The sequence below is a fragment of the Stenotrophomonas sp. TD3 genome, from assembly GCF_001939825.1.
Classification (GTDB): domain Bacteria; phylum Pseudomonadota; class Gammaproteobacteria; order Xanthomonadales; family Xanthomonadaceae; genus Stenotrophomonas.
Genome location: NZ_MOYM01000002.1, coordinates 455,759 through 477,984, shown reverse-complemented (window position 1 = coordinate 477,984; position 22,226 = coordinate 455,759). Strand labels below are relative to the sequence as shown.

At 67.4% G+C, this 22,226-nt stretch carries 23 protein-coding genes; 15 read left to right on the top strand and 8 right to left on the bottom strand.

The window, feature by feature from the left end; translation table 11 throughout:
• Positions 1-2: 2 nt before the first annotated feature.
• From BKE09_RS19050 to BKE09_RS19030, 5 genes are all read right to left on the bottom strand, one after another.
• Positions 3-1,607, bottom strand: coding sequence for a glucoamylase family protein (locus BKE09_RS19050; protein ID WP_049442664.1), 1,605 nt, complete (start codon positions 1,605-1,607; stop codon positions 3-5).
• Positions 1,608-1,855: 248 nt separating this feature from the next.
• Entirely contained in the window at positions 1,856-4,912 is a 3,057-nt protein-coding gene (locus tag BKE09_RS19045; RefSeq protein WP_014037822.1) for a TonB-dependent receptor, read from the bottom strand.
• Positions 4,913-4,988: 76 nt separating this feature from the next.
• On the bottom strand, positions 4,989-6,026 hold the full coding sequence (locus BKE09_RS19040) for a LacI family DNA-binding transcriptional regulator (protein WP_042358849.1): 1,038 nt from the start codon (positions 6,024-6,026) through the stop codon (positions 4,989-4,991).
• A gap of 148 nt (positions 6,027-6,174) precedes the next feature.
• The gene (locus BKE09_RS19035) at positions 6,175-6,450 is read right to left on the bottom strand and encodes a BolA family protein (protein WP_014647753.1); all 276 of its coding nucleotides are present in this window, start codon (positions 6,448-6,450) and stop codon (positions 6,175-6,177) included.
• The gene (locus BKE09_RS19030) at positions 6,447-6,746 is read right to left on the bottom strand and encodes a YciI family protein (protein ID WP_014037825.1); all 300 of its coding nucleotides are present in this window, start codon (positions 6,744-6,746) and stop codon (positions 6,447-6,449) included. The genes BKE09_RS19035 and BKE09_RS19030 overlap by 4 nt, the downstream gene beginning before the upstream one ends.
• A gap of 376 nt (positions 6,747-7,122) precedes the next feature.
• Between BKE09_RS19030 and BKE09_RS19025 the strand changes: the two genes are divergently transcribed.
• The 4 genes from BKE09_RS19025 to BKE09_RS19010 all read left to right on the top strand — a co-directional run bounded on the left by BKE09_RS19025 (position 7,123) and on the right by BKE09_RS19010 (position 10,999).
• Positions 7,123-8,028 carry a ScpA family protein gene (locus BKE09_RS19025; protein WP_075677279.1) on the top strand — a complete coding sequence of 302 codons (906 nt, stop codon included), beginning with the start codon at positions 7,123-7,125 and terminating at the stop codon, positions 8,026-8,028.
• A gap of 13 nt (positions 8,029-8,041) precedes the next feature.
• Positions 8,042-8,917: an SMC-Scp complex subunit ScpB gene (gene scpB, locus BKE09_RS19020; protein ID WP_075677277.1), complete on the top strand. Its 876-nt coding sequence runs from the start codon at positions 8,042-8,044 to the stop codon at positions 8,915-8,917.
• Positions 8,910-10,547 carry a pseudouridine synthase gene (locus tag BKE09_RS19015; protein ID WP_075677275.1) on the top strand — a complete coding sequence of 546 codons (1,638 nt, stop codon included), beginning with the start codon at positions 8,910-8,912 and terminating at the stop codon, positions 10,545-10,547. The genes scpB and BKE09_RS19015 overlap by 8 nt, the downstream gene beginning before the upstream one ends.
• Positions 10,548-10,756: 209 nt before the next feature.
• Complete coding sequence (locus BKE09_RS19010; RefSeq protein WP_075677273.1) at positions 10,757-10,999, top strand: protein L; 243 nt, start codon at positions 10,757-10,759, stop codon at positions 10,997-10,999.
• A gap of 74 nt (positions 11,000-11,073) precedes the next feature.
• Here BKE09_RS19010 and BKE09_RS19005 read toward each other — a convergent pair whose 3' ends face one another.
• The 3 genes from BKE09_RS19005 to BKE09_RS18995 form a co-directional block, all read right to left on the bottom strand.
• Positions 11,074-11,508, bottom strand: coding sequence for a hypothetical protein (locus BKE09_RS19005; protein ID WP_075677271.1), 435 nt, complete (start codon positions 11,506-11,508; stop codon positions 11,074-11,076).
• A 91-nt stretch (positions 11,509-11,599) separates the two neighbouring features.
• Complete coding sequence (locus BKE09_RS19000) at positions 11,600-12,406, bottom strand: amidohydrolase (protein WP_075677269.1); 807 nt, start codon at positions 12,404-12,406, stop codon at positions 11,600-11,602.
• A 14-nt stretch (positions 12,407-12,420) separates the two neighbouring features.
• Positions 12,421-13,569 (bottom strand): pyridoxal phosphate-dependent aminotransferase, encoded by a 1,149-nt coding sequence (locus BKE09_RS18995; protein ID WP_075677267.1) that lies wholly within the window; start codon positions 13,567-13,569, stop codon positions 12,421-12,423.
• A 188-nt stretch (positions 13,570-13,757) separates the two neighbouring features.
• Between BKE09_RS18995 and ccmA the strand changes: the two genes are divergently transcribed.
• From ccmA to BKE09_RS18940, 11 genes are all read left to right on the top strand, one after another.
• Entirely contained in the window at positions 13,758-14,387 is a 630-nt protein-coding gene (gene ccmA, locus BKE09_RS18990; RefSeq protein WP_014037834.1) for a heme ABC exporter ATP-binding protein CcmA, read from the top strand.
• On the top strand, positions 14,384-15,079 hold the full coding sequence (ccmB, locus tag BKE09_RS18985; RefSeq protein ID WP_075677265.1) for a heme exporter protein CcmB: 696 nt from the start codon (positions 14,384-14,386) through the stop codon (positions 15,077-15,079). Before ccmA ends, ccmB begins: the two co-directional genes overlap by 4 nt.
• Before the next feature lie 43 nt (positions 15,080-15,122).
• Positions 15,123-15,893, top strand: coding sequence for a heme ABC transporter permease CcmC (ccmC, locus tag BKE09_RS18980; RefSeq protein ID WP_049442658.1), 771 nt, complete (start codon positions 15,123-15,125; stop codon positions 15,891-15,893).
• Positions 15,890-16,078, top strand: coding sequence for a heme exporter protein CcmD (gene ccmD / locus BKE09_RS18975; RefSeq protein ID WP_075677263.1), 189 nt, complete (start codon positions 15,890-15,892; stop codon positions 16,076-16,078). The genes ccmC and ccmD overlap by 4 nt, the downstream gene beginning before the upstream one ends.
• On the top strand, positions 16,075-16,536 hold the full coding sequence (ccmE, locus tag BKE09_RS18970) for a cytochrome c maturation protein CcmE (protein ID WP_014647764.1): 462 nt from the start codon (positions 16,075-16,077) through the stop codon (positions 16,534-16,536). The genes ccmD and ccmE overlap by 4 nt, the downstream gene beginning before the upstream one ends.
• Entirely contained in the window at positions 16,537-18,456 is a 1,920-nt protein-coding gene (locus BKE09_RS18965; RefSeq protein ID WP_075677261.1) for a heme lyase CcmF/NrfE family subunit, read from the top strand.
• A gap of 8 nt (positions 18,457-18,464) precedes the next feature.
• Positions 18,465-19,082, top strand: coding sequence for a DsbE family thiol:disulfide interchange protein (locus tag BKE09_RS18960; RefSeq protein WP_014037838.1), 618 nt, complete (start codon positions 18,465-18,467; stop codon positions 19,080-19,082).
• A 4-nt stretch (positions 19,083-19,086) separates the two neighbouring features.
• Entirely contained in the window at positions 19,087-19,536 is a 450-nt protein-coding gene (locus BKE09_RS18955) for a cytochrome c-type biogenesis protein (protein WP_014037839.1), read from the top strand.
• A complete protein-coding gene (locus BKE09_RS18950) occupies positions 19,530-20,519 on the top strand; it encodes a tetratricopeptide repeat protein (RefSeq protein ID WP_075677259.1) in 990 nt (329 codons plus the stop codon). Before BKE09_RS18955 ends, BKE09_RS18950 begins: the two co-directional genes overlap by 7 nt.
• A 152-nt stretch (positions 20,520-20,671) precedes the next feature.
• Positions 20,672-21,784 (top strand): homoserine O-acetyltransferase, encoded by a 1,113-nt coding sequence (locus BKE09_RS18945; protein WP_075677257.1) that lies wholly within the window; start codon positions 20,672-20,674, stop codon positions 21,782-21,784.
• Positions 21,785-22,129, top strand: coding sequence for a DUF1294 domain-containing protein (locus BKE09_RS18940; RefSeq protein ID WP_014037842.1), 345 nt, complete (start codon positions 21,785-21,787; stop codon positions 22,127-22,129).
• Positions 22,130-22,226: the final 97 nt, after the last annotated feature.

Genomic DNA, 22,226 nt, shown 5'->3' with positions numbered 1-22,226 from the left:
GGTTACTTGCCCTGGCCTGTGGTGCGGTTGGCATTGTTCTTCTGTTCCTGCGCGGCAGCCGCGCGTGATTCGGCGATACCCACCGCGCGTGCCGCCGCGGCCTTTTCGTCCTTCTGCAGTTCCAGCGGCTGGAACGAGCCTTCCGGCGCCAGCCAGCCACCGCTGAACCCGGCCCGCTCAAGGCCCTTGCGGATGTACGGGTTCTTCTTCATCACTTCCCAGACGAAGTCATCGCGGTAGTTGGCGATCATGGTCAGGATCGGGCCCTGGTCGATGGCGATGTAGTCGCTGGCGACCCAGCCGCGATCCGGAACCAGGCGGCCGGTCTTGATCGGGATGTCGTAGTTGAAGCTGGGGTTGAACGAATCCAGGAAGCCGTAGCTGGAATAGATGTAATCGCCAAAGCGCTTGTGCATCTCCAGCGTGGCCGGGATCACCTGCTCGGGGGCGAACACCACCGAGGCGATCGCGGCGGTCGGGGCGATCGTGCCGTCATCGAAGTTCTCGCGCAGGCCGGCGCCGCGCGAAGAGTAGTGGCGGAACTGGCGCTGCTCGCCACGGTAGTCCTGCGTGGTGTTCTGCGGACCATCGCTGGCGGTCAGGCCCCACACGTTCTCGCCATACTCCTTCCACTGCATCGGGTTGGCGATGGCGTACTCGCGCTGGGCCAGCGCGGCCGAGCGGCTGTTGAGGAAGTAGGTGCTGCCACGCTCGCGCATGTACGCGTCCTGGATGTCGCGGAAGTCGATCCAGACGTGGCTGTACTGATGGCCGAACAGCGGGCCGAAGGACAGGTATTCCTGCCCCTGGTAGACGCCCCAGTCGTTGTCGTAGGTACGCGTCCACACCGTCCACGCGTCCGGGCTGACCGGGTGCGTCGGCGAGCCCAGGGCGAGGATGTAGACCATCATCGCCTCGTTGTAGCCCATCCAGTCGTGGTCGATGAAACCGCTCTCCGGGAACCAGCCCATCGAGATCAGCGGTGCACGCTGCTGCAGCCACGGCCAGTCGACCTTCTTGTACAACGTATCGGCGATCTGGCGGATTTCCTTCTCGCGCGGATCGTCACCGTCGTAGTACGACTGCGCGAACAGCACGCCCATCATCAGCAACGCGGTATCCACCGAGGACAGTTCGACCCAGCTGTCGTAGCGACGGCCTTCCTGCATGTCCAGGAAGTGGTAGTAGAAGCCCTTGTAACCGGCCTTGCCGGTGCGCTGCGGGCCCATCGGCACGTCGCGGAAGAACTTCAGCGTGGTCAGCGTGCGGTCGATCGCCTGGTTGCGGCTGACCCAGCCGTTCTCGATGCCGATCGGATAGGCGGTCAGCGCGAAGCCGACCGAGGCGATGCTGGCGAACGGCCGCGACGGGTAGCGGTCCGGGGTCAGCCCGTTGATCTCGTTGGTGGTATCCCAGAAGAACTGGAAGGTGCGGCGCTCGATGTCATCGAACAGCGGCGGCAGCTCCGGCTTCATCGGCCGTGGCGGTGCGTCGGCTTCGATCAGAATCACCGGCGGGCGAGGCTTGGCAGGCTCCTGCTGGGCCGGCTGGCAGGCAGCAACGGCCAGGCTCAACGCCGCGGCGGACAACAGATGGCGTGCCTGCATGGCGCGATTCCTCCGGTGGTCTGATCGATGGGAAAGCATAACGTCCAATGATCTGAAATCGTTTACAAGGTGCGTCCTGAAAAAACCACGAAAAACGTGGTTTGACACCGCGATCATTGCCCACGCCGCTGCCCCCTGCCCGGCAGCGGCGTGGGCAATGGACCGGCGCGGGGCCGGCCATTGCCGTTTTCACGCGCCCGATGCCGCTGGCGGAGCGGCGGCATCGGGTCGTACATCGACATCCGGGCTTAGAAGCGGAAACCCACTTCGGCCTTGACCTGACGCGGAGTACCGATGATTTCGCCGGTCTCGTTGTAGCTGGCCTGCAGCTTGCCGTTGGTCTTGACGTAGTTGTAGGTGGAGAAGTTGTCGAAGTTGAACACGTTGATGATGTCGATACGCGCGTACAGCTCGGTATCGCCCGGCATCTTGAACGTCTTCGTCGCCTGCAGGTCGACCGAGCGGTAGCCGAAGATCTTGCCACCCACCAGGAACTTGCCGGTGGCATTGGGCACGGCGGCCTGCGGGGTCGGCAGGGTATAGCCGCTGGCCTGCATCACCGGGTACCAGTCGTTGACGGCCGTCGGCGTTGCCAGGGTGATCTTGCCGCCGAAGGTGATGCCCCAGAAGCCCGCGTACGAACCGGTCACCACCAGGCGGTGACGCGGCGCGCCGTTGGAGCGGATGGTCGGGTAGTCGCCGATCAGGCCGCGGTCGAAGGCGTACTTCTCGTTGATGTCACGGTTGTGGCGCGCGGTCGTCCAGGTGTAGGCGATCGAGGTGCCCCAGCCGCTTTCCTTGGTGAACGGCTTCTGCGCCGACAGCAGGACCTGGGTGGCACGGGTCTTGATGCCCTGCTGGCCAATGATCAGGCTGCCGAAGCCCGGCACGTTGCAGCTCCAGGCCTGGCTCAGGCCCGGGTCGGTGCCGCCGCACAGGCGCGGATCATCGAAGAACTGGCCGGTCGGGTAACGGTTGCCCAGGGTGAAGGCGAAACCATCGTAGCTCAGGGTGCGGGCGATGGTGGCGTCGGTCAGCCAGTCGCCGATCTGGTTGCTCATGCCCAGGCTGAACTGGTCCGAATACGGAGCCTTCAGCTTGTTGTTCAGCAGGTCCACTTCCAGGCCGGCATTGCTGGTCGCACCGACCAGCGACTGCAGGTTGCCGATGCCGTTGAGCAGGTTCGGGTTCCAGTCGTAGCAGGCGGCCTGGCCGTTGATGCAGGCGCCGGTGGCCGGGTTGCGGAAGTAGATGGTCGGCTGCGGCAGGGCCAGCTTGGTGGTTTCCAGCTGCAGGTTGTCGAACAGGTCACGGTCGTAGGAACGGCCGGCACCACCGTGGATCACGTGCTGCTCGTCGGCGTTGATGTCATACGAGAAGCCCAGGCGCGGCTGCCAGGCATCCTTGAACGCCTTGCGGTTGTGACCGTTGCTGATGTAGTCGCCGATGTCCAGGCCGCCCAGCGCCAGCGAATCGGCGTAGGTCTGGCCGGCGGGCGCGCGCGGGTCCTGCGAATAGATGGCGTCGACCACCTGCTGCGGGGTCACGAAGTCCAGGTAGGACGGGGTCTTTTCGTAGTCCCAGCGCAGGCCGATGTTGAGCTGCAGGTGGTCGTTGACCTGCCAGTCGTCCTGGATGAACACGCCGTACTGCTTGGACTTCGAACGCACTTCACCGGACACGCCCGACACGCCGGTCACCGGCTTGACGAACTGCGCCTTGTACGGAATCGAATCCGGGAAGTCCGGATCGCCCAGCGAATAGGTAAAGGTCGGATTGATCTGCGCCGCATCGGACGCGTACAGATCAATCGCCTTGTACTTCACGCCCATCTTGATGGTGTGATCGCCGGCCCACTGGATGCCATCCAGGGTCAGGTTGTCTTCGATCGACCAGCCCTTCTGGCCCTTCACCTGCGAGTCCAGAGCCGAGGCGCCACCGATCTTCACCACCGTGCGGTCTTCCGGACCGTCCGGTGCGGTGTAGGTAATGCCGTTGGCCAGCGTCAGCGGGGTCGGGTTGTTGAACGAATCTTCGTGGGTGAGCATCAACTCGTTGTAGTAGCGCTCACCGCTGTGGTTCCAGCGCAGGGCGTAACGACGGTCGGTGTTGACCACTTCGCGGCCGGCTTCCGGCGAGGTCTGGCCACTGAACTGCGACTGGGTTTCGTCGCGGTCCTGGAAGGTCAGCTCGATGCGATCATTGTCGGTCGGCTCGAAGTCGATCTTGCCGAAGATCAGGTCCTGCTGGAACGGCTGGCTGGCCGGGCCGAGGCCGGCGGCGCCGGCAGGCGGCAGCAGACCGGCAGCACCGGTGACCGCACCGTCCGGCGCGATGGTGACCGGCAGGTCGAAGCGCTTGGCTTCATAGGTCACGAAGAAGTGGGCCTTGTCCTGGATGATCGGGCCACCCAGCGCGAAGCCGTATTCCTTCTCGGCCGAATCCTCCTTGCCCTTGTTCGGCTGGCGCTCGGCCGGGGTCATCGCGCGCATGCTGTCATTGGTGTAACGGTAGAACGCTTCACCCTTGAACTCGTTGGTACCGGACTTGGTCGCGGCGGTGACGGCAGCACTGGACACCTGGCCGTACTCGGCCTTGTAGTTGCCGCTGATGACCTTGTACTCGCCGATGGCCAGCTGCGGGAACGGGTTGCCGGCGCTGCCGGACTGGCCAGCGACGCCGCCGCCCTTGACGTAGCTCTTCTGGCCCACGCCGTCGATGTACACATTGGTGCCATCGGAGTTGGTGGCACCGCCGCGCAGCGAGGTGTTGCCCTTGGCATCGCGGGTGAAGATCAGGCCCGGCACCGCGTCAGCGAACTCCAGGAAGTTGCGCGAGACCTGCGGGGTGGTCTGGATCTGCTGCAGGCTGACGGTCTTGCCGACTTCGGAGGTACGCACTTCCTGCAGCAGGGTCGGCGCGACGACGTTGACGGTGTCAAGGTTGGTGGCCGCGGTCGAGCCCGGGGTGCTGCTGGCCGCGCCGGCGAAGTTCAGGGTGGCGGTCGATGCCACGGTGACGGTGACCTTCTGGGTCTGGCCATTGGCGACCACGTCGTAGGTGCCCGGATCCAGGCCCATCAGCGAATAGCTGCCATCGGCGCGGATGGTGCCGCGACGGACGGTACCGGTGGCCACGTTGGTGGCGGTGACTTCGGTGCCTGCCTGCGCGCCGGCAACCTGGCCGCGAAGGCTGGCATTGGCCGACTGCGCCATGACGTTCGGAGCAGCAGCCAGCATCAGGCAGCTGACCAGCGCGGTGCTCAGCAGCCGGCGTGCCGGCGTGCGGAAGGTGGTATGCATCATCAACTCAATCTCCGGGTGGCGGTAACCGCTTGCGCGGTCCCTGCGATCAATCAAAAAAGAAGGAACGCCTCTGGCTTCAACGGCCCGATGGCGGAGTGGTGGAATCGCGAACTATCAAGCGGGGAACCAGGGTCTGCTTGTCCCCTGTCCCATCCGTGGAGGTGCCGTCCATCAACTGCAGCAGGCGCGTCATGGCCCGGTCGCCGAGCTCGGCGATGCTGACCTGCATGGTGGTCAGCGACGGGTGGACGAAACGCGCCAGTGGAATGTCATCGAAACCCGCCAGGGCCACATCGGCCGGGACACGGACCCCTGCCTGCGTGAACGCATACAGGCAGCCCAGGGCCATCATGTCGTTGGCGGCGAACACGGCATCGGGCAGCGCTCCGGCTGCCAGCAACTCCTGACCGGCACGATGGCCGGAAGCTTCGTCGAAATCACCGGGCAGCTCGATGCCCTCGGCGCCACTGCCAAAAGCCACCAGCGCGTCACGGAAGCCGCGCAGGCGCTCGCGCGCGTCGAAGTTGAGGTCCGGGCCAGAAATGAAGGCAATGCGGCGGTGGCCGGCGTCCAGCAGGTGGCGGGTCATCGCCATCGCGCCGGCGTGGTCGTCGATGCTCAGCACCGGATGGTCCTGCCCGGGCAGATAGGTGTTGATCAACACCGTCGGCAACGACTGCGGCAGGTTGTCGGTCAGGAAGCCCGGGCTCTCGGCATAGGGCGAAAGCACCAGCAGGCCGTCGACGCGGCCGCGCATGGCACGCAGGGCCGCGCCCTGCTGTTCCTGGTCACCGTGGTAGCTGGACACCAGCAGGTGCTGGCGGCGGTTGCGGGCCACGCCGTCGATGCCGCGCATCAGTTCGGAGAAGAATTCGCCGTACAGGTCAGGCAGCACCACGCCCACCGTATTGGTGCGGCGGCTGCTCAGGCTGCGGGCGGCGGCGTGCGGGGTGTAACGCAGCCGTGCGGCCACCTCCAGCACGAGCTGGCGGACCGGTTCGGCGACATTTTCATGCCCGTTGAGCGCGCGGGAAACCGTGGCCACGGAGACCCGGGCTTCGCGTGCGACGTCTTTGATTGTGATAGCTGCCTTGTTCACGAAGCCGCCCTCCACGGCTTGGACCTACCAGCATTGGCGCGGAATGTAAGCGTTTCCATCTGGGCTTGTAAACAGTCCGTTAGGCGAATGTCCCGAAATGGACATGAAAATCTGTCCGTGGCGAGGCCCGTAGGGACCGGCCAGGACAGTGCGGGACAAGGGCTCAGCCCTGTTCTGACGGGGTATGTGCGCGGATGGACAGCGCGTGGATATCGGTGTCCATCATCGACCCCAGCGCGGCATAGACCGCGCGATGCCGGGCCAGCGGAGCCAATCCGGCGAAGCGTTCACTCACCACATGCACGTTGAAATGACCGCGCCCGTCGCGGGCACCGGCATGGCCGGCATGGCGATGGCTGTCATCCTCGATCTCGAGCACGCTGGGCGCCAGCGCCTGCTGCAGCGCATCACGGATCCGTTCGATCCGTTCCGCGTTCACGGCAGGACCTTGCGGAACGGGCGTACCTGCACGCGGGTGTAGACGCCGGCAGCCACGTACGGGTCGGCATCCGCCCAGGCCTGGGCCTGCGGCAGCGACTCGAACTGCGCGATCACCACCGAGCCGCTGAAACCGGCCGGGCCCGGGTCTTCACTGTCCACCGCCGGGCACGGCCCGGCCAGCAGCAGGCGTCCCTCGTCGCGCAGCGCGTGCAGCCGCGCCAGGTGTTCCGGCCGCGCCTGCAGCCGCTGCGCCAGCACATCCTGGCCGTCATACCCTTCGATCACATACCACACCGGCATTTCCTCGCTTGCGTTGTCGGGTCCGCAGATTCTAGCCAATGCCGGCCCTGTCCCGGCCCCGGCTGGACACTGGCGCGGCAAAGGCTTACCCTAGACTCCATTGCACGTGGCTGGATGCAGCAGCCCGTCGGTTTTTGCGGCCAACGCAGCCCCCGACGACCGTCCCGCTGCTTCAAACCGGACCACCCGGCCGGGCCACGTAGACGACCTCCCCGTAGTTCTGTCGCTGCCGTTTACTGCGGCGCGTCCTGCTGTTTGATATGTGTGGAATCGCGCCGATCCCGGCGTGTCTGGTGCCCTGGGGCTCCGTGGCGTTGGCCCGGCGAACCCGGTGCCGCGACTGGTCCGTTGCAATCCTGATCTCCATTAGATGACTTCCGAACTCGCGCTCGACGCGAACCCGCCAACCCGGCCGCCCGCCCCCCAGCAGCAGGAAATGCCGCTGGCCGTGGTGCATGGGCAACCGGTCCTGCAGATTCCGCAGGACCTGTACATTCCGCCGGACGCGCTGGAAGTCATCCTGGATGCCTTCGAAGGCCCGCTGGACCTGCTGCTGTACCTGATCCGCCGCCAGAACCTGGATGTGCTGGACATTCCCGTCGCCGAGATCACCCGGCAGTACGTGGAATACATCACCGTGATGCGTGAGCTGCGCTTCGAGCTGGCGGCCGAGTACCTGGTGATGGCCGCGATCCTGGCCGAGGTGAAGTCGCGGATGCTGCTGCCGCGCCCGGTCAGCGAGGAAGGCGACGAGGCCGACCCGCGCGCCGAGCTGGTGCGCCGGCTGCAGGAGTACGAACGCTTCAAGCAGGCCGCCGAGGACATCGACGCCCTGCCCCGCCAGGACCGCGACACCAGCCTGGCACACGCCTTCATGCCCGAACGCACCACGGTGAAGCTGCCGCCGCCGGTGGACCTGAAGGAAATGCTGCTGGCCCTGCACGACGTGCTCAAGCGCGCCGAGCTGTTCAGCGGCCACGCCATCAAGCGTGAGGCACTGAGCGTGCGGCAACGCATGGGCGAAGTGCTGGGACGCCTGGAAGACGGCAAGTTCTATCGTTTTGAAGGGCTGTTCACGGCTGAAGAAGGCAAGCTGGGCGTGCTGGTCACGTTCCTGGCGGTGCTGGAACTGGCCAAGGAACAGCTGCTGGACATCGTCCAGGAAGAACCGCTGGCGCCGATCTACGTGAAGTCGCTGGCGGCCGGCAACACCAACGCCCCGCTGCAGTTCAGCAGCGAGTTCGACGACAACGACGCCGCCAATGCAGACGAGTGAGCGCTGACTGCCGATGGATCAATCGCTGATCAACCGCATTGTCGAGGGTGCCCTGCTGGCTTCCAGCCAGCCGCTCACCCTGGCCCAGCTGAAGGACCTGTTCCCGGAAGAGGAACCGGCACCGCCGGGCAGCATCGAACGCGCGCTGGAACGCCTGCGCGAAGCCTGCGAAGGCCGCGGCGTGGAACTGGTCGAGGTCGCCTCCGGCTTCCGCTACCAGGTCACCGGCGAAGTGCATGGCTGGATCAGCCGGCTGTGGACCGAGCGCAAGACCCGCTACACCCGTGCCACCCTGGAAACCCTGGCGCTGATCGCCTACCGGCAACCGATCACCCGCGGCGAGATCGAACAGGTGCGCGGCGTGGCGGTCAGCAGCAACATCATCCAGGCGCTGGAAGAACGCGAATGGATCCGCGTGGTCGGCCACCGCGACGTGCCTGGCAAGCCTGCCCTGTTCGGCACCACCAAGGGCTTCCTGGATTATTTCGGCCTGAAGCGGCTGGACGAACTGCCGCCACTGTCGGAACTGAAGGACCTGGGCGAGCTGGAACCGCAGCTGTCCCTGGACCGCGATGCACCTGCCGTCGCCGGTGCCGAGGGCCCGGACATCTCGGCCGGCGCCGATGGCGCTGCCGCGAACGATGACACCGGCCTGGCCGGCAGTGACACCCCTGATTCCGTCGATGCAGCCCCTGCGTCGGCCACCGATGAGCAAGCACCTTCGCCCCTCGATGATGGGCACCCCGATTCCGCGCCGGGCGAGCGCGCGGTGCCAGTGAACGAACGCGAAGACAACGCCGTCGCGATGACGACCGTGGCTGTTGACCAAGCCGATTCCGAACCAGAGGCCGACCTCGAAACCGTCGGCCGGAGCAAAACTGATGAGTGACACCCCCCGTAACAAGCTCTCGCTGAAGCGCGAAGCCACCTCCGAACAGTTCAAGCTGGAAGAGCGCCTGCACAAGGTGCTGGCCCAGGCCGGCCTTGGCTCGCGCCGCGCGCTGGAACAGCGCATCGCCGAAGGCCTGGTCAAGGTCAACGGTGAAGTCGCGCAGACCGGTATGTCGGTCAAGAGCGGCGACAAGATCGAGCTGGACGGCCGCGGCTTCGTCGCCACCGCCCTGGCCGAGCCGTCGCGCGTGCTGGTCTACAACAAGCCGGAAGGCGAAGTGACCACCCGCGATGATCCGGAAGGTCGCCCGACCGTATTCGAATCGCTGCCGCCGCTGAAGGGCGCGCGCTGGATCGCCATTGGCCGCCTGGACATCAACACCACCGGCCTGCTGCTGGCCACCACCGACGGTGAGCTGGCCAACGCCATGATGCACCCGTCGTTCGAGGTCGAGCGCGAGTACGTGGTGCGCGTGCGTGCGCCGGAAGGCGAGGAAAAGGTCTCCGACGCCATCGTCGACCGCCTCACCCGTGGCGTCGCGCTGGAAGACGGCCCGGCCAAGTTCGATGAGATCGAACGCATCGGCGGCACCGATTCGCACGACTGGTTCCGCGTCGTGGTGAAGGAAGGCCGCAACCGCGAAGTGCGCCGCCTGTGGGAATCGCAGGGCTGCCAGGTCAGCCGCCTGAAGCGCACCCGCTATGGCAAGGTGAGCCTGCCGCGCGAACTGGCCCGCGGCCATTCGGTGGAACTGGGCACCGCGCAGGTTGAAGCCCTGCGCGCGCAGCTGAAGCTGGAAGAAGGCGCACCGTCGGCACTGACGCTGCAGCCGGTGATCGGCCAGCGCCGCGCCGCCAAGACCACCGTGCGCGTGCGCGAAGGTGGCCGTGGCAACGCCTACGTCAACGGCCACAACACCGCTGACGAAGGCCGCGAGCTGCGTCGTTTCGACAACGTCCGCGAAGATCGCGGCCGTGGTCGCGGCGGCAAGGGTGGCGGCTTCAAGGGCGGCCTGACGGTCAGCGGTGAAGCGGCAGCCAAGCAGTCGCAGAAGCCGTTCAAGCAGCGCGCCCAGAAGAACGATCGTTCGCTGCCGGAAGGCAACCCGGCCGCGTTCCGCACCTGGTACGTGCCGGATGGCGTGAGCACCGGCCCGAGCGGCCATCGCAACGCCGGTCCGGGCGCACGCGGCCCCGGTGCCCGTGGTCCGGGTGCAGGCGGCCAGGGCCGTCCGTACGGCAAGCCGAAGGGTCCGGGCGCTGGCGCCGGTGGCGGCCAGGGCCGTGGCGGTTTCGGTGGTGAAGGCCGTGGCGGCGCAGGCGGCCAGGGTCGTCCGGCCGGTGCCGGCAACCGCTCGCAGGGCCAGGGCAACAAGCACCCGTACGGTCATCCGGGCAACGCCCCGAGCTTCCCGTCCGACCACGCCACGCCGGGCTTCAACCCGTATGGCAGCCCGAAGCCGGCACAGGGCGCCCGTCCGGGCGGTCGCGGTCCGGGCGGTGGCAACAACCGTGGCCCGGGCGGTAACCGTGGTCCCGGTGGTCCGGGTGGCAACCGTGGCCCGGGTGGCCCCGGCGGCAATCGTGGTCCGGGCGGCCCGCGCCGCAGCGGCCCGCGCGGCGGCTGATCGGCAGCCACGCTGACATGAAAAACCCCGGCGCAGGCCGGGGTTTTTCTTTGTCTGGTGGGTCGATCCGTTGGTAGACCCACGCCATGCGCGGATGAAAAGCGTGAACTAGGAATTCTTTGAAAACGTGCAATTAGTGCCATAGGTCGACGCGAGCAACGCGATGAACGCCTATCGTGAAGCCTCATCCCCAACATGAGGCAGTGACGATGGCGTGGTACACCGTAGCAGCGCACCTGCAGGCAGAGAAGGTCACACAGGTATGGACTGACACGCATGGCCCGGCTGAGAAGGTCCAGGTCTCGGGCATCTATCGGTGCAAGGGCTGCAAGCGTGAAGTGACGTGCAACAAGAACGATCCATTCCCGCCCCAATCCCATCACCAGCACGCGCCCCACGAGGGCGACATCCGCTGGAAGCTGATCGTGCGCACCAACACCGACGGCATCTGATACAAAAAGGGGACGGAGGGGATCAAGTCGTTAAAGGCACAAACGACTTAATCCCCTCCGTCCCTTTTTTGTTGTCAGCGGCGGCTGATGGTGAAGGCGGCGCCGTCCACGCCCAGGTCCCAGCCCTTGCCGGTGCCGGACAGGGCCAGCGAGATGTCGCCCTTGGTCATCACCTGCGCATTGCTGGACTTCACGGCGCCCGCATGCGCGCCCACCGAGGCGTAGGTGCCCAGCAGCTCGTTGACGCTCACGGCACCAGTGAAGCTGCCACGGCCATTGGTGATCTTCGACTTGCCCACGGTCAGGCCGCCGCCCTTCACTTCGATGCGCACCGGCAGGCTGGTGCCGTTGCTGCAGCTGACCGTGCCATTGCCGGAGGCGGTCTTGTAGATCAGTGACCAACCGGACAGGTTATAGCGCAGCTGGCAATCAAGGTTGCCGGCAGCGTGCGCGGCCGGGGCCAGCGTTGCAGCGGACAGGGCCAGCAGCAGGGCGAGGGGCTTGTTCATGGCAGGACTTCCAGTTCGGTCGGACTGCCGGCGAATCTAGCAGCGCGCACGTGCACGTTGGATGCAGGCGCGCACGCTGGTGCGGCGACGTTCAGGCCTGCTCGTCCAGGTGGAAGGCATCGGCATCGAGCATCGCCGGGAAGCGCGCGCGGTGCGCGGCCAGCGCCTCGGACGAGATGGTGGTGGTGACCACCTGTTCGCGCTCGCGGATCTCCACCTGCGGCTGGCCAAGGAAATCCAGCACGGCGCTGTCGCCGGCGTAGTGCAGCTGGTTGCCATCCACGCCGATGCGGTTCACCGCCGCCACGAAGCACAGGTTCTCGATCGCCCGCGCACGCAGCAGGGTCTTCCACGCATAGGCGCGCGCCGACGGCCAGTTGGCAACGAAGATCTGCAGGTCGAAATCCAGCTGCTGCGGACGCTCCACATTGAAGCGGTTGCGGCAGAACACCGGGAAACGCAGGTCGTAGCAGACCTGCGGATTGATCCGCCAGCCCTTCCATTCCACGCTCAGGCGCTCACGGCCGGCGGCATAACGCTCGTGCTCGCCGCCGTAACGGAACAGGTGGCGCTTGTCGTAGTACTGCAGCTCGCCATCGGGCGTGGCGAACAGCAGGCGGTTGTAGACGCCGTCGCCCTCGCGCAGCTGCACGCTGCCGATCACCGCTGCGTTCAAGGCCTGGGCCTGTTCACGCACCCAGGCCACGGTCGGGCCATCCATGCCTTCGGCCTGGGCGATGGCGTCGTTGGAGAAGCCACTGGTGAAGGTCTCCGGCAGGATTACCAGGTCGGTGGTGCCGGTCAGCGGTGCCAGCAACGCACCGTAGTAGGCGCGGTTGCCCGCCGGGTCATGCCAGCGGGTGTCGCCCTGGACGAGGGAAATGCGCAGGTCCTGCATGTCCGTGCCTCCGCTCACAGCAGGCGCAGGCGTTCGATCGCCGCGTCCATGGTCGCTTCGTTCTTGGCAAAGCACAGCCGCACCAGGCGCTGGCCGGCCGGCGGGTTCTCGTAGAACGGCGACAGCGGGATGGCGGTGACGCCCTTCTCGATGGTCAGCCACTTCACGAACTCATGGTCCGGCAGGTCGCTGATGGCCGAGTAGTCGACCAGCTGGAAGTAGCCGCCCGGCACCGGCAGCGCCTTCAGGCGGGTGCCGGCCAGCTGCTCGCGGAAGCGATCGCGCTTGGCCTGGTAGAACGCACCCAGCTCCAGGTGGTGTTCGGGCTCGTCGCGGATCATCGCGGCGAAGCCATACTGCGCCGGGCCGAAGCTGGTGAAGGTGTTGTACTGGTGCACCTTGCGGAACTCGGCGGTCAGCGCCGGCGGGGCGATCGCATAGCCGATCTTCCAGCCGGTGCAGTGGTAGGTCTTGCCGAAGCTGGAGATGACGAACGCGCGCTCACGCAGTTCCGGGTAGCGCAGCGCCGATTCATGGCGGCGCCCGTCGTAGATGATGTGTTCGTACACCTCATCGGAGATCAGGTAGATCTGCGTGCCGCGCAGCAGCTCGGCCAGCGCCTGCATGTCCTGCGCCGACAGCATCGCGCCGGACGGGTTGTGCGGGGTGTTGACGATCAGCATGCGGGTGCGCGGGGTGATCGCTGCACGCACGCGATCCCAGTCGACCGCGAACGTCTGCGGATCGAGCGACACATGCACGGCCTTGGCGCCGGCCAGGTCGATCGCCGGTTCGTAGCAGTCATACGCCGGGTCGAGCACGATCACTTCCTCGCCCGCACGCACCACGGCGTGGATGGCGTTGAAGATGGCCTCGGTACCGCCGCTGGTGACAGTGATCTCGCTGTCCGCGTCGACCTGCGCACCGTAGCAGTCCAGCGCCTTCTGCGCGATGGCCTGGCGCAGCGGTGCCACACCGGTCATCGGCGGGTACTGGTTCAGCCCGGCGGCCATCGCCTTGGCGGTCTCGTCGATCAGGCGCTGCGGCGCCGAAAAATCCGGAAAACCCTGGCCCAGGTTGACCGCGCCGTGTTCGGCGGCGAGCTGGGACATCACGGTGAAGATCGTGGTACCGACCTTGGGCAGCTTGGTGGTGGGTTGCATCGGCCTGGGCTGTGGGGGAACAAGGGATCCGAGTTTACGCAATCCGCGCGACGGTAGTGCCGGCCGCTGGCCGGCAACCTCGGCCCACGCGACTGGCACCCTGGGGAATTGCCGGCCAGCGGCCGGCACTACCGCAGGCATTCACCGCTACAATTGCCGCCGCACTCCGGCATGAAGACCTTTGCCCCTTGAACACCCCTGCATTGCTGGCCGCCAGCGGCCTGAGCTTCTCCCGCAATGACGAGCCGGTGTTCGGCCCGCTGGACTTCCATGTGGATGCCGGCGAAGCCCTGCTGGTGCAGGGCGGCAATGGCGCCGGCAAGACCACCCTGCTGCGCGTGCTGGCCGGCCTGGCCCGGCCCGGTGCTGGCCAGGTGCGGATCGACGGCAAGCCGGCCAGCAATGCCGAGCGCGCGCGGTATGTCGCCTACCTCAGCCACCTGCCGGCGCTGAAGCCGGACCTCGGCACGCTGGAAAACCTGCATTTCCTGTGTGGCCTTCACGGACGGCGTGCGCGGCAGATGCCCGGCAACGCACTGGCCATCGTCGGCCTGGCCGGTTACGAGGACACCCTGGTACGGCATCTGTCGGCCGGACAGAAGCGGCGGCTGGCACTGGCGCGCATCTGGCTGTCGCCGGCGCCGCTGTGGCTGCTCGACGAACCCTATGCCAACCTCGACCTGGAGGGCATCACCCTGGTCAACCGGATGATTTCGGCGCACCTGCGCGCCGGAGGCGCTGCGCTGGTCACCACCCATGGCGCCTATGCCGCACCGCCGGTGCGTACCCGCCAGCTCGACCTCGGCGGTGCCGCATGATCGCGCCGGGTACGGAACCGGGCCTGTGGCAGACCGCGGGCGCCCTGCTCAAGCGCGACCTGCGCCTGCTCTGGCGCCGCCGCGGCGATGCGCTGCAGCCGCTGCTGTTCGCCCTGCTGGTAGTGGTGCTGTTCGCGCTGGCCCAGGGCCGCGAGCCGCAGCTGCTGGGCGCCACCGCCGGTGCGGTGCTGTGGCTGGCCGTGCTGCTGGCGGGACAGCTGTCGCTGGATTCGCTGTTCCGTTCCGACGCCGAGGACGGCTCGCTGGAACAATGGCTGCTGGCGCCGGTGCCGCTGGCCTGGCTGGTGCTGGTGCGCGTGCTGCTGCATTGGGCCACCACCGCGCTGCCGCTGATCGTGGTCAGCCCGCTGCTGGCCGAAATGCTGCATCTGCCGCATGACCAGCTGCCGATGTTGCTGGCATCGTTGCTGCTGGGAACACCATTGCTGAGCCTGATCGGTGGCGTGGTCGCCGCGCTGACCGTAGGCATCCGACGCTCTGGTATTCTCGTGGCGCTGCTGTCGTTGCCGCTGTACGTGCCGGTGCTGGTGTTCGGCGCAGGCAGCCTGGCGGCAGCCGGACGCGGGCAGGATCCGGTCGGTGCGCTGCTGATGCTGGGCGCCGGCCTGCTGGTCGCGTTGGTGCTGGCGCCGCTGGCCACCGCCGCTGCAATACGTATTTCTCTGAGTTGACCGAGCTGAGAGCCAATCCACCCCTGCTGGATAGCCGCCACGCATGAATCCGATTGTCCGCTGGTTCCACCAACTCGGTTCGCCCCCCACGTTCGACCGTTTCGCTGCCCGCTGGTCGCGGGTGTTCTACCTCGCGGCGGTGCCGGTGCTGCTGGTCGGCATGTGGCAGGCGCTGCTGGTGGTACCGCCGGAAGCCAAGCAGCTGGACAGCTTCCGCATCCTCTACATCCACGTACCCAGTGCCTGGATGAGCCTGTTCGTGTTCGCGCTGATGGCGCTGTATGCGGCCATCGCACTGATCTGGCGGATCAAGGTCTGCGAGATCCTGGCCATGGCCTGTGCGCCGATGGGTGCCGGCTTCACCCTGATCACCCTGTTGACCGGCAGCATCTGGGGCAAGGGCACCTGGGGCACCTGGTGGGACTGGGACCCGCGCATGACCAGCGAGCTGGTGCTGCTGTTCCTGTACCTGGGCGTGATCGGCCTGTACCACGCCATCGAGGACCGCCGCAGCGCCGCGCGCGCGGCGGGCCTGCTGGCCATCGTCGGCGTCAGCCTGCTGCCGGTGATCCGCTACTCGGTGGACTGGTGGGGCGGCCTGCACCAGCGCCAGTCGATCAGCGTGTTCGGTGAATCGGCGATCAGCAGCGCGATGATCGCGCCGCTGTGGTGGATGGTGATCGGCACCAAGTTCTGGTTCGCCGGTTCGGTGCTGGCCAAGGCCCGCGCCGACAATCTCGACCGCGAGGCCGGCAAGGCCTGGGTCGGCGGCCGCGTCGATGCCGAACGCCCGGCCCGGGAGGCCCAGCCATGACCCACCTGCCCTATGTGATCGGCGCCTACGCCGTGTTCGTGCTGGTGCTCAGCGCCGATGCCATCGGTTCGTGGCTGCGCCTGCGCGTGGCGCGTCGGCTGGCACTGGCCCGGCAGCAGCGGCAGCAGACCCGCGCCGGCAGGCAGGACGCAACGGCGCCGTTGTCGACGGAGCTGGAACGATGACCCCGGTACAGCGTCGCCGCCTGGTGTGGGTGCTGCTGGCCCTGCTCGCCTCCGGCCTGGCCACCGCGCTGGTGGCGATGGCACTGGAGCGCAACATCGCCTACCTGTACACGCCTTCGGAAGTGCTGCGCGGCGATGTCGATGCGCAATCGCGCTTCCGCCTCGGCGGCATGGTGGTGAAAGGCTCCTTCAACCGACCGGTCGGCTCGCTGGAGGCACGCTTTGAAGTGACCGACGGCGACGCGCAACTGGCGGTGACCACGTCGCGGATCCTGCCGGACATGTTCGCCGAAGGCACGGCGGTGGTCGCCAGCGGCCGCCTGCAGGACGGCACCTTCGTCGCCGACGAAGTGCTGGCCAAGCACGATGAAAAATACGTACCGAAGGAAGTGGCCGACAAGATGGGCGACGCCCATCGCAAGCACGACGTGCCGGTGACGGCACCCGAGGTGCGCTGAGTGTTGCCCGAACTGGGTCAGATCCTGCTGCTGTGCGCGTTGCTGGCCTCGCTGCTGCAGGCCGGCCTGCCGCTGGTCGGCGCGCAGCGCAACAACACCGCGTGGATGGCGGTGGCACGACCTGCCGCGTTCGCGCAGCTGCTGCTGGTCGCCGGCGCGTTCGCGGTGCTGACCGCCGCGTTCGTGCAGCAGGACTTCTCGGTGCGCTACGTGGCCGAGAACTCCAATTCGCTGCTGCCGATGGTCTACCGCTACTCGGCGGTCTGGGGCGCGCACGAGGGCTCGCTGCTGATGTGGGCGCTGGTGCTGGCGCTGTGGACCGGCGCGGTGGCGCTGTTCTCGCGGCACCTGCCGGCGCCGGTGCAGGCGCGCGTACTGGCGGTGATGGGCGTGGTCAGCGTCGGCTTCCTCGCCTTCCTGATCTTTACCTCCAACCCGTTCCTGCGCCTGAACCCGGCGCCGCTGGAAGGCCGCGACCTCAATCCGCTGCTGCAGGACCCGGGGCTGATCATCCATCCGCCGATGCTGTACCTGGGCTATGTCGGCTTCGCGGTGCCGTTCGCATTCGCGGTTGCCGCACTGCTGGAAGGCCGCGTCGACGCACGCTGGCTGCGCTGGACGCGGCCGTGGACCAACGTCGCCTGGGGGTTCCTGACCCTGGGCATCGCGCTGGGCAGCTGGTGGGCCTATTACGAGCTGGGCTGGGGCGGCTGGTGGTTCTGGGACCCGGTGGAGAACGCCAGCTTCATGCCCTGGCTGGTCGGCGCCGCGCTGATCCATTCGCAGGCCGTCACCGAAAAGCGTGGCACCTTCGGCAGCTGGACCCTGCTGCTGGCGATCGCCGCCTTCGCGCTGTCGCTGCTGGGCACGTTCCTGGTGCGCTCCGGCGTGCTGACCAGCGTGCATTCGTTCGCCGCCGATCCCTCGCGCGGCCTGTTCATCCTGGTGTTCCTGTCGGTGCTGGTGGGCGGCAGCCTGCTGCTTTATGCGTTGCGTGCCAGCCAGCTGAGCGTGGACGCCGACGATCCGCGCCGTGGCTTCACCGCCACCTCGCGCGAGACCCTGCTGCTGGCCAACAACCTGCTGCTGGCCACCGCCTGCGCGATGGTGCTGCTCGGCACGCTGTACCCGCTGCTGGCCGATGCGCTGTCGCTGGGCAAGATCTCGGTCGGACCGCCCTACTTCGGCAGCCTGTTCCTGCTGCTGATGGCGCCGATGATCCTGCTGCTGCCGTTCGGCCCGCTGGTGAAGTGGCAGCGCGACCAGCCTTCGCGCGCGTTCGCGCTGCTGGCACCGTGGCTGGGCCTGGCGCTGCTGCTGGGCGCGCTGGCGTGGTGGCAGGCGCCGCAGAACGGCTGGAAGGCCGGCATCGGCGTAGCCGCTGCGGCGTGGGTCGGGCTGGGTACCGCGCGCTTCGTCTGGCAGCGCCTGCGCGGCAATGGCCGCTTCACCGCCGAAATGCTCGGCATGATCGTCGCCCATGCCGGCATCGCCGTGTTCCTGGCCGGCGCGCTGCTGGTGGAAGCGTTGAACGTGCAGCGCGAGGTGGCACTGGCACCGGGCCAGCAGCTGGTGATCGGCCGCCATGAAGTGCGCTTCGAGGGCGTGGACCATCGCGAAGGGCCGAATTTCATCGCCGACCGTGGGCACCTGCGCGTGTTCCGCAACGGCCGCGAGCTGGCGCTGCTGCACCCGGAGAAGCGCCAGTACGCCAGCGGTGGCCAGGTGATGACCGAGGCGGGCATCGATGCACGCTTCGATGGTGATGTCTACGTGGCATTGGGCGAGCCGCTGGGCAACAATGCATGGGCGGTCCGGGTGCACATCAAGCCGTTCGTGCGCTGGATCTGGCTGGGCGCGCTGCTGATGGCCCTGGGCGGATTCATCACCGCCGCCGACCGCCGTTTCCGTCGTCCGTAGGAGTTCCCATGTCCGAGTCCCCCGCCCCGCGCCCCTCCCGCCCGCTGCCGCCGGTAGCCATCGTGATCGGCGTGCTGTTCTTCTTCGGCCTGCTCGGGCTGATGATCTACGGGGTGATGAAATCGGGTGATCCGCAGCGCGACGTGCTGCCGTCGGCGCTGATCGACAAGCCGGCGCCGGCGTTCGCGCTGCCGGTGCTGCACGACCCGGAAATGATCGTGCACAGCGACGACCTGCGCGGCGCGCCCTACCTGCTGAACGTGTGGGGCAGCTGGTGCGCGGCCTGCCGCGAGGAGCACCCGGTGCTGACCCGTTTCGCCGAGAGCAAGCGCGTGCGCGTGATCGGCTACAACTGGAAGGACGACCCGACCGACGCGCTGCACTGGCTGGAACAGCTGGGCAACCCGTTCATGGTGGTGCTCAGCGACGTTGAAGGCCGCACCGCGATCGACTGGGGCGTGACCGCGGCACCGGAGACCTTCCTGGTCGATGGCAGCGGCATCGTGCGCTGGAAGTACAGCGGTGCGATGACCCAGCGCGTGGTGGACGAGAAGCTGATCCCGGCGCTGCAGAAGATCGAGAAGGCCCAGGCCAGTGCCGGCAACACCCTGCATACGGCGCCCTGAGCCCATGCGCTGGCTGCTGGCGCTGCTGCTCCTGATGCTGCCGCTGGCCGTGCTGGCCCAGCAGCCGCTGCACGATCCGCAGCCGCTGCAGTTCCGCGATGGCGCCGAAGAACGCCGCTTCCATGACCTGGCCGCGCAGCTGCGCTGCGTGCAGTGCCAGAACCAGTCGCTGGCCGACTCCAACGCGCAGATCGCCCAGGACCTGCGTCGCGAGGTGCTGCAGCTGATGCAGCAGGGCCACGACGACGCGCAGATCAAGCAGTTCCTGGTCGCCCGCTACGGTGAGTTCGTGCTCTACCAGCCGCCGTTGCAACCGGGTACCTGGCTGCTGTGGGGCGGCCCGCTGCTGGTGCTCGGCGCCGGCGCACTGGTGGTGCTGGGCATCGTCCGCCGCCGTGGCCGCGCGGTCGCCGCCGTGCCGGCCAGCAAGGCCGATGAGGGAGACGGATGGTGAGCCATTGGCTGCCGATGCTGGCTGGGCTGGTGGCCGCGCTGATGGCGGCGCTCGTGCTGTGGCCACTGCGCCAGCATGGGCGCCGCGGTTTCGTGGTGGGCGTGCTCGCGCTGGGCGTGGCCGGTGCCTGCCTGTATCTGCTGGTCGGTGATCCGCGTGCAGCACAGGTACAACCGACGCCATCGGTAGCCACCCTGCGCGATGGCGTGCAGGCCCTGCAGGAGGCACTGAAGCGCGACCCGCAGCGGGCTGATGGCTGGGCGCTGCTGGGCCGGTCGCAGGCCGAACTGGGCAATGTCTCGGCCGCGGCAGACGCCTTCGCGAGGGCCGCCGCATTGGCACCGGACGATCCGGGCGTGCTGGTAGAAGCCGCGCAGGCGCGCGCGCAGGCCGATGCCGGCAAGCAGTTCGATGACACCGCGATGGCCTGGTTGCAGCAGGCCCGTGCGCAGGCACCCGATGCCGAGCGCGCCAGCTGGCTGCTGGGCATCGCGCTGCGCCAGCGCGGAAAGAATGCCGAGGCCGCGGATGTGTGGAGCGGCCTGTTGCCACGACTGGAACCGGGTGCCGCGCAGGCGCTGCAGGCACAGATCGCCATCGCCCGCGAGGCCGCCGGCCAGGCGCCCAATGCTACCGCTGCGGCGCCACCAGCGCTGCTGCAGGTGCGTGTGCAGCTGCCTGCGCTGAAGAACGCCGAGTGGCCCGCCAGCACCCAGGTGTTCGTACTGGCCCGCGCCGTAGGCGGACCGCCGATGCCAGTGGCCGCACGCAAGCTGCCCCTGGCCGGTTTCCCGGCCACGGTCGGGCTGGGCGACGGTGACAGCCCGATGCCAACCGCACCGCTGTCGGCCCATCGCGAAGTGGAAGTGCTGGCACGCATCTCGCGCAGCGGCAGCGCCAACCGCAGCGAGGACGACCTGCAGAGCGTTCCGGTGAAGGTGAGCCTGCCGCATGAAGGCGTGGTGGAATTGCGGTTCCCTTGACGCTCCGCAGGTAGTGCCGGCCGCTGGCCGGCAACCACGCGGGCGCATCAAGGTTCATGAGGTTGCCGGCCAACGGCCGGCACTACCGGGTGCATCGTCGATGGAAACCAGCGTGTCGCCAGCTCCACATGCGGCCCCGCTAGAATGACTGCATGACCGAATTCATCCCGCCCGGCACCCGCTTCCACGCCCTGCCCTCGCCATTCCCGTTCAAGCGCGGTGGCGCCCTGCATGGCGCACGCGTGGCCTATGAAACCTGGGGAACGCTGGCGGCGGACGCCAGCAATGCGATCCTGATCGTGACCGGCCTGTCGCCGGACGCGCATGCAGCGGCCAACGAGGCCAACCCGGCACCGGGCTGGTGGGAAGGCATGGTCGGCCCCGGCAAGCCGATCGATACCGATCGCTGGTTCGTGGTGTGCGTGAACTCGCTGGGCAGCTGCAAGGGCTCGACCGGCCCCGCTTCGCTCAATCCGGCGAGCGGTGAGCCCTATCGCCTGGACTTCCCCGAGCTGTCGATCGAAGACGGCGCACGCGCCGCGATCGAAGTCGTGCGTGCACTGGGCATCGGACAGCTGGCCTGCGTGGTCGGCAATTCAATGGGCGGCATGACCGCACTGGCGGTGCTGATGCTGCATCCGGGCATCGCGCGCAGCCACGTCAACATTTCCGGCAGTGCGCAGGCACTGCCGTTCTCGATCGCGATCCGCTCGCTGCAGCGCGAGGCGATCCGTCTCGATCCGCGCTGGAATGGCGGTCGCTACGACGATGTCGAGTACCCCGAGTCCGGCATGCGCATGGCGCGCAAGCTCGGCGTGATCACCTACCGCTCGGCACTGGAATGGGATGGCCGTTTCGGCCGCGTGCGGCTGGATTCGGACCAGGCCGACGACGATCCGTTCGGCCTCGAATTCCAGGTGGAAAGCTATCTGGAAGGCCACGCACGGCGCTTCGTGCGCTTCTTCGATCCGAACTGCTATCTGTACCTGAGCCGCTCGATGGACTGGTTCGACCTGGCCGAGTACGCCGACGGCGACGTGCTGGCCGGGCTGGCGAAGATCCGGGTGGAGAAGGCGCTGGCGATCGGCGCCAACACCGACATCCTGTTCCCGGTGCAGCAGCAGCAACAGGTCGCCGACGGCCTGCGTGCCGGCGGTGCCGATGCGCGCTTCGTCGGGCTGGAATCGCCGCAGGGCCATGATGCCTTCCTCGTCGATTTCGAGCGTTTCGGCCCGGCCGTGCGCGGCTTCCTCGACGCGCTGTAAGTGGCGTGGCGGCGTAACCTCGCGCTGGCCGCATTCGGCGCGCTGGCCGCCTTGATGATCAGCGGTGTGCTGCCGCTGTGGCTGGGTGGCTGGTGCCTGCTGGCCAGCGCGGTGTCGTTCGGGCTGTATGGCCACGACAAGCGCGCGGCACAGCGAAAGCAATGGCGGATTCCCGAGCGCACCCTGCAGCTGCTCGCCTTCGCCGGCGGTTGGCCCGGCGCGCTGCTGGGTCAGGCGCTGTTCCGCCACAAGCACCGCAAAGCCGAGTTCCAGTGGGTGTTCTGGCTGTGCGTGCTGGCCAACGTCGCCTCGATCGCGGTGATGCTGCGCGAGTTCTCGCGGTAACCCTCGCAATCGGTAGTGCCGGCCGTTGGCCGGCAATCACGTATCCGCGTGAAACGCCATAAGGTTGCCGGCCAGCGGCCGGCACTACCGGGATGTT

What these genes read in the sequence shown, in the direction of transcription:
- BKE09_RS19050 (WP_049442664.1), bottom strand. Translation starts at nt 1,607, where the DNA reads ATGCAGGCACGCCATCTGTTGTCCGCCGCGGCGTTGAGCCTGGCCGTT.
- BKE09_RS19045 (WP_014037822.1), bottom strand. Translation starts at nt 4,912, where the DNA reads ATGATGCATACCACCTTCCGCACGCCGGCACGCCGGCTGCTGAGCACC.
- BKE09_RS19025 (WP_075677279.1), top strand. Translation starts at nt 7,123, where the DNA reads ATGACTTCCGAACTCGCGCTCGACGCGAACCCGCCAACCCGGCCGCCC.
- scpB (WP_075677277.1), top strand. Translation starts at nt 8,042, where the DNA reads ATGGATCAATCGCTGATCAACCGCATTGTCGAGGGTGCCCTGCTGGCT.
- BKE09_RS19015 (WP_075677275.1), top strand. Translation starts at nt 8,910, where the DNA reads ATGAGTGACACCCCCCGTAACAAGCTCTCGCTGAAGCGCGAAGCCACC.
- BKE09_RS19010 (WP_075677273.1), top strand. Translation starts at nt 10,757, where the DNA reads ATGGCGTGGTACACCGTAGCAGCGCACCTGCAGGCAGAGAAGGTCACA.
- BKE09_RS19005 (WP_075677271.1), bottom strand. Translation starts at nt 11,508, where the DNA reads ATGAACAAGCCCCTCGCCCTGCTGCTGGCCCTGTCCGCTGCAACGCTG.
- BKE09_RS19000 (WP_075677269.1), bottom strand. Translation starts at nt 12,406, where the DNA reads ATGCAGGACCTGCGCATTTCCCTCGTCCAGGGCGACACCCGCTGGCAT.
- BKE09_RS18995 (WP_075677267.1), bottom strand. Translation starts at nt 13,569, where the DNA reads ATGCAACCCACCACCAAGCTGCCCAAGGTCGGTACCACGATCTTCACC.
- ccmB (WP_075677265.1), top strand. Translation starts at nt 14,384, where the DNA reads ATGATCGCGCCGGGTACGGAACCGGGCCTGTGGCAGACCGCGGGCGCC.
- ccmC (WP_049442658.1), top strand. Translation starts at nt 15,123, where the DNA reads ATGAATCCGATTGTCCGCTGGTTCCACCAACTCGGTTCGCCCCCCACG.
- ccmD (WP_075677263.1), top strand. Translation starts at nt 15,890, where the DNA reads ATGACCCACCTGCCCTATGTGATCGGCGCCTACGCCGTGTTCGTGCTG.
- ccmE (WP_014647764.1), top strand. Translation starts at nt 16,075, where the DNA reads ATGACCCCGGTACAGCGTCGCCGCCTGGTGTGGGTGCTGCTGGCCCTG.
- BKE09_RS18960 (WP_014037838.1), top strand. Translation starts at nt 18,465, where the DNA reads ATGTCCGAGTCCCCCGCCCCGCGCCCCTCCCGCCCGCTGCCGCCGGTA.
- BKE09_RS18955 (WP_014037839.1), top strand. Translation starts at nt 19,087, where the DNA reads ATGCGCTGGCTGCTGGCGCTGCTGCTCCTGATGCTGCCGCTGGCCGTG.
- BKE09_RS18950 (WP_075677259.1), top strand. Translation starts at nt 19,530, where the DNA reads ATGGTGAGCCATTGGCTGCCGATGCTGGCTGGGCTGGTGGCCGCGCTG.
- BKE09_RS18945 (WP_075677257.1), top strand. Translation starts at nt 20,672, where the DNA reads ATGACCGAATTCATCCCGCCCGGCACCCGCTTCCACGCCCTGCCCTCG.